General features: G+C 72.0%; 4 protein-coding genes. All 4 read left to right on the top strand.

Annotated features, from left to right (window positions below):
• The first annotated feature begins 257 nt into the window (after positions 1 to 257).
• The gene (locus FB559_RS13370) at positions 258 to 980 is read left to right on the top strand and encodes a type VII secretion system-associated protein (RefSeq protein WP_221640006.1); all 723 of its coding nucleotides are present in this window, start codon (positions 258 to 260) and stop codon (positions 978 to 980) included.
• Between the two features lie 233 nt (positions 981 to 1,213).
• A complete protein-coding gene (locus FB559_RS13365; protein WP_141955913.1) occupies positions 1,214 to 3,985 on the top strand; it encodes a hypothetical protein in 2,772 nt (923 codons plus the stop codon).
• Between the two features lie 70 nt (positions 3,986 to 4,055).
• On the top strand, positions 4,056 to 5,063 hold the full coding sequence (locus tag FB559_RS13360) for a hypothetical protein (protein WP_141955912.1): 1,008 nt from the start codon (positions 4,056 to 4,058) through the stop codon (positions 5,061 to 5,063).
• Between the two features lie 48 nt (positions 5,064 to 5,111).
• Positions 5,112 to 6,224 (top strand): RICIN domain-containing protein, encoded by a 1,113-nt coding sequence (locus FB559_RS13355; protein WP_141955911.1) that lies wholly within the window; start codon positions 5,112 to 5,114, stop codon positions 6,222 to 6,224.
• Positions 6,225 to 6,263 lie beyond the last annotated feature (39 nt).

The raw sequence follows: 6,263 nt of genomic DNA, 5'->3' as shown, positions 1-6,263 counted from the left end.
GCACCGATGAGTTGTCGTCCCTTTTGTCCCACTACATCACCTTCGCTAACCCGGCCATCCGGGAGTGGGAGTGCGGCGTTAGCGGAACATGACATGGCCATGACAATCAAGATAAATGGGCTTAGGCGGGGTCGACAGTGCATATCCGCATTGGTAGCTTCAGCGTGATCTTCATGGACGAATGCGAAGGTCAGCCGCTCGTTGTACTCACCAGGGCCGCCTAACCGCCGGGTCCGGCGGGCATGGATCGAGGGAAAGTGACTGCCGAGCAGGGCGATGCGCGTCAACGGTCGTCGGCCGCGGCCGGTGACGAGCCGATCGATGAGGTGGGCGGGACGATGCCCGCCATCCCGGACTCGATCCGTGAGGCCGGCCGGCTCGCGCCCGACCACTGGCTCGGCATGGTCGACCCCGCCTGGACCGGCGAGGGCACCCCGCCGGGCTGGGCGCTGGTCGGGCAGTGGCGGTCGAGCCCGGAGGGCGAGATCGTCGAGTGGCGCGACAACAAGGAGTACCGGCCGTCGCCGTCGGCGCTCGGCTGGCCCGAGCCGGCCGATGACGTCGACGCCGCGGTACAGCTCGCGGCGTCCGGCTACGGCCCCGGCGAGGCCGTGACCGACGCGCTGGCCGCCCTGCCGGAGGCGGCGGTCTTCGTCACGCCCGAAGGTGACCTGCTGCCCGCCACCGCGCCGGATGGCACGACGCGCGTGATCCCGGTCTTCACCTCACCCGGCTACCTCCACGCCGCGGGCCGGCTGGCGTTCACGCTGATGAGCGTGCGTGAACTCGCCGAACGGATTCCCGCCGACCACCTCGTCTATCTCAACCCCTCGGCCCCGGTGAGCATGACGGTGGAGACCGGCATGCTCCGCGAGGCACTCGAGCGCGTGCCGGAGAGCACCCCCGGGGAAGGCCGCGATGCCGCGCCGCGTCCCGCCACCGTCAGCGGGAATGTCCCGGCGGCTGCGGAAACCACCTAAAGCACTGTAGAACCACTGAAAGAAAGAAAAACCGGAAAAGACACCACCCGGCGTTGAACCTGAGCACCCTGGGGTGCGTATGCCTGACTGTGGCCACCTCTCGCCGGGTCACCCCGTACCGGTCGAGGAGTGGTTCGAACCGCCGTGCGGTCGCGTGAAAGGGCGTACCGGTGCCGGATCCGGCGACCGGCCACTCCCTCGCCGGGGCCGAAGCCGTCACCGGAGGTTAGATCGTGTGGAAAAGGGCGCAGTACCGCCGGCCGGGGCGGGACGGATCCAACGCGTCCGCCTCGATCGGGGCCGGGTCCCGCGGCGCCGCCCGCGCCGAGAGCAGAGCCGCGGTGGTGGTCGACGAGTACGACGGTCTGACCCTGCTGCGCTCCTCCCCGGACGCACTGCCGAAACCGGACGGCGTCGCCGAGCTGGCCCGCTTCCTCGGCGGCGAGAAGGCGAACGACGTCTTCACGGTGGTGGTCGGCGCGGACGACGCGACCGCCGGACTCTGGGCCCGGCTCGGCACCGTACTCGACTCCGCACGTGAGCAGGGCGCGACGACCGTACGCCTCGCGCTGTCGGGTGCGGGCCGCCCGCGCCCGGACCGGCCCGCCCTGGCGCAGCGGATCGCCGACGCCTGGAGTATCGAGGTGATCGCGCCCGACGCGGGCGTGGTGATCGTGCCCGGTGGCTCGTTGTTCGCCATCGGCGCCGGCGCGCCCGTCCGCGGCTGGCGGTCGTTCACCCCCGGCGCGGAACCGACGCCGCTGGGCCGGCGCAGCCCCGAGCCGCACTGGCAGCCCGCGCTCGCCCGGCTCCCCGCCGGCACCGTCGGCGGATGTGTGGTCGAGCAGATCCCCGCCGGGCTCCTGGTGCGGTCGGCGCGGGTGCCGCGAGCGCGCGCCGCGGACCTCTGCTACGCCGTGCCGGTCGACAACGACCACTTGACCGTTCTCGTCGGTGCCGCCGACGGCGACCCCGGTATCCCGGCCGCGGACCTCGCCGCCGTGCTGGCCGCGCTGCCCGAGACGATCCGTGCGGCGGCCCGTCTCGCCCCGTGCGGCCCCATCGACCTGCTGGCCGTCGGTCAGGACACCGCCGAGATCCTGGGCGCCGACGTGGAGGTGCTCACCGGGCTCCCGCTCGTCGTCGGCACCGACACCGAGCCTGTCGTCCGGCCCGTCCTGATCGGTGCCGACGCGGAACCGACCTGGGTGCCCTTCGTCGAGGCCGTCCTCTGCCGGCCGTACGGTGCCGAGGGGGCGGACCGCGTCCCCGCGCCCCAACTGGCCCGCTGGCGCTCGCCCGTGGTCGGTACCGACCATCCGGAACCGGGCGCCATCGCGCTCTCGGACCGGTGGCAGGTCTCCGTGACGAGAGCCGGGCTGGCGGTGGGGCCACGAGGAGAGGCGCCCGCCTTCGCGGGGCGCCCGGTGTCGCCCGAACAACTGGCCATTGAGGTGAACCTCCGAGGGGAGGCGGCCGACGACGTGCTCTTCGCCGATCTGTCCCGCCTGCTCACCGAACTCGGAAGCGGGGTGCGTGGCTTCGTCACCCTCCACCGGGTCGTGCCGGCACACGCGTCCGGCGAGGAGGACTTTCGGCTGCTCCGGCTGGCGATCGAGCACGGCGTGTCCCTGGTGGAGCCGCAGCCCGTGGAGACGCCGGCCGCTCCCGTGGCATCGATCGTACGGACCGTCGCGATCCCACGGGCCTCGCGTCCGCAGGGTGCCACCGCCGAGTCGTCCGCGCGTCCGGCAGCGGCAGGACCCGACTCGGCGGCGCGCAGGACCGACGAGCCCGCGGTGCCTCAGACCACCGGCTCCGCACACCGGCCGGAGCCGGCCGGGCCACCGTCGTCCCCGGACGCGCCTCCCGTCCGTGCGCACGAGGCCGCCCCGTCCGGGCCGCCCCGCGAGCGAGGCGGCGCGGAACCGCTCCCGCCGAGCCTGGGGAGGATTCCGCGGACACCCGTCTTGGGAAGGCCTCCGGAGCCCGTGCCGTCGTCCGGTACGGCCGCGGAGAGCGCGCTCCCTCCGGTGTCCCCGCCCGCGACGCCCGCCACGCCCCCGACACCCGTGGAGCCCGCAAAGCCTGCGGAGCCCGTGGCGCCGGCGGCCGCAGCGTCGCCCGACGGCGCCGCCCCGATGGACCGGCCCGATGCCGCCGAACCGCCGCCCGCGCCTCTCGCTCCGGTCGGTCCGGCCCCGGCCGCCGCCCCGGCACCCCCGGTGCGGCCCCGTACGAAACCCGTGCCCGGCCCCGCCCGGCGCAGTTCGGAGAAGGAACGGGCCGAGTTCCGGTCACTCGCCCAGCCGGTCTGGGAGCGGTACAGCGCCACGGTCAACCGGGCGATGACGAGGATGCCCGCGCTCCGCGGACCCCAGGTGGACGCCGCGCGTACCGATCTCGTCGCGGTGCACGTCTACCTGTCGGACACCCACGGCGAGCTGGCCCCGCCCGGAGAGGAGACGCCGGACGACACCGGCCTCCCCGGTTGCTACACCGCCTGTCTGTCCTCGGGGCTGTGCCGGCTGCCCTCGTATCGGGGGGTCGCCGTACGCGGTGGGCTTCCCGCCGAGGGAGGCATCGAGCGGTTCGTGCCGGGGAGCGTACTGCGCCGGCCGGGGGCGGTCAGCGCGCTCCCGATCGGGGTTGCCGGCGGGCTGTCCGCCACGGCGGGCGGCTTCGTCATCTGGTCCTCCACCGGCCGGCGAGTCCGTCCGTTGCTCGGGTCCGTGCCCGGTCTCGCCGCCGACGAGGTGGTCTTCCCGCCCGGTACCGGTCTTCGGGTGCTGGACGTACGGTCCGCGGGCCCGGCGCCGATCGTCCTGCTGAGCGAAGTGCTCGGCGCGGATCCGGCGGCTGATGACCGGACCGGCGGCCTGGACGAGGCCGACCGGGCCAACCTGGAACGGCTCGACGAGGCGCTACGCCGGCAGACGTCCACGTCAGGAGGAACATCTCCCGCCGCTTGGCCGGCGCGCTGCGCCACGCCGCTGGACGGCTAGATGGGGCACACACCGCCGTCCCGGCACCGGCGCCTTTTGCGCTCCGATTCGGACCTCGAAGGAGAATGGTTTGGCTTCCAAGTCAGAGTCAGGCGACCGTATGGACTCGCTCGGCGTCCGCCGGCCGGTCGAGCTGCCGAACGCGGACGTCGACGCGGCCGGTGACCTGGCACCGGCGTTAGAGCCGGCGCAGGAGGACGCACAGTCCGCATCCGTCGACCAGGAGGCCGCCGGGGCGAGCTCCGGTTCGGCTTCGCCCGACGCGACGGGCGACACCACGGAGACCTCGGCGGACCCGGCGAGGGCGGCGGCGAAGGAGGAAGAGCGGAAGACCGCCGCGGCTCTCGAGGCCGCAGCGACGACACCACCGGTGAACAGCTCCGCCGCCGGGGCCGACGGTATGCCGCCGGACCGGCCGAAGAAGACGGTGCTGGCCGCCGTGGCGATCGGCGGTGCCGTGGTGCTGGCGATTCCGCTTCTGCTGATCGGGACGGGCTCGCACGACGACAAGAAACAGGAGACCGCCGCCGCGGCCAACACGGTCCTGCCTGATGACGGTCAGCGGCCCGGTGCGTTCATCTCGGCCACGCCGACGGCCACCCCGTCACCGTCGGCGTCGGCGAAAAAGAAGAAGGCCAAGCCGAAGGCCTCGAAGAGCGCCAAGCCCACGCCCTCCACCAAGGCCGCCGCACCCGCCCACAAGACCCGGAGGGTGTCGAGCCAGAGGCCGCTGGCGAGTGGGCCGGCGTCCCTCAAACTCCACTCCCCGCGCGATATCTACCCGGGCAAGACCGTGCGGACGAACCGCATCGCGCTGACCATGCAGACCGGCGGCAACCTCGTGTTGCGCGACAGGCACAACAAGATCATCTGGTCCACCGGGACCCACACGGCCGGGGTCTACGCGGAGCTGCAGACCGACGGCAATCTGGTCCTCTACGCGGGCGACAGACATGCGGTGTGGGCGGCGGGATGCTTCGGCCACAAGAACCCGACGATGGTGCTGCAGAGCGACAGCAACATGGTGATCCTCGACAGCGGCGGCCACCCGATATGGGCGACCGGCACCAACAGATGACTCGGTGACCGAGCGTGTCGGCGCCGGTCGGACGGCAAGGAGAAGGTCGTGGCCAACAGCGAGTCCGGCGGAAACGCGGAACCCCGTGGCGTCCGCCGGCAGGTCGAACTACCCGAAGTGAACACCGAGACCGCCGGCGACCTGACGCCGACCTCGGAGCCCCGGCCGACGACGGTGACCGGCGGGCCCGAGACCGGATCGGCCGCGGTGGGCACCGGGGATTCGCGGCCGGAAGGCGCCACGGCATCATCGGAGAAGGAAGAACAGCCCACCCTGGCAGCGGGCATCACCGCCCCGGCGCCGCCAAGCGGTGTCCAGAGCGACGGGATGCCACCGGACCGGCCGAAGAAGCCGGTCCTGGCCGCCGTCGCGATCGGTGGCGCCGTGTTACTCGCCGTTCCGCTTCTGCTGATCGGGACGGGCTCGCGCGACCACGAGAGGCAGCGGACCACTGCCGCGGCGGCCACGATCCTGCCGGACAATCGGCTGCCCATGGGCACGTTCACGTCCGCTTCGCCGACGGTGACCCCGACACCGTCGGCCTCCAAGAGCCCCGAGGCCAAGAAGTCCGACAAGCCCAAGAAGTCGGAGGAGCCAAAGAAGCCGAAGAAGAAGGACAAGAAAGGCGCGGTCCCGGCTTCCAGACGGCACGCCGCCGTGGTGTCGGGGCCGCCGACCGGACCCAGGTTCGCGACCGTCACGCGTCTCCTTCTCAAGAACGTGATGACCGGCCTGTGCGCCGACATTCCCGGGTACGGCGACGGGCACATGAAGACCCCGCTCCAGCAGTTCACCTGCAGCGGATCGAGCCATGACAACCAGCAGTGGGACCTGGTGGTCAATGACAAGGGCGGCGGCCCGAACGGGGTCGATCTCTTCACGATCCGCAACAGCAAGGACGACCACTGCGCCGATCTGCCCGGCAACGGAGCGGTCGACCACGGCACCCACGTGACGGAGTGGGCGTGCTATCCGGGTCGCACGGACAACCAGATGTGGTACCTCGTCAAGAAGGCGAAGAACCGCTTCTGGATTCGTAACTACGCCAGCCACAAGGACTGCCTGGACGTGCTGGGAACCGCTGGTTCCGGGGGCAAGGACGCCGCGCTCACCGTCTGGCCGTGCAGTTCCAAGGATGACCACCTGTGGGCCTTCAAGTAAGCGCTCACGGTGGGTCGGCGCCATCCGCGATGTGACATC

Origin of the sequence: Actinoallomurus bryophytorum (assembly GCF_006716425.1) — a bacterium.
In the GTDB taxonomy this organism is placed as follows: Bacteria; Actinomycetota; Actinomycetes; order Streptosporangiales; family Streptosporangiaceae; genus Actinoallomurus; species Actinoallomurus bryophytorum.
Note: the sequence above shows the minus strand (reverse complement) of the source record. Positions and strands in the feature narration are given on the sequence as shown.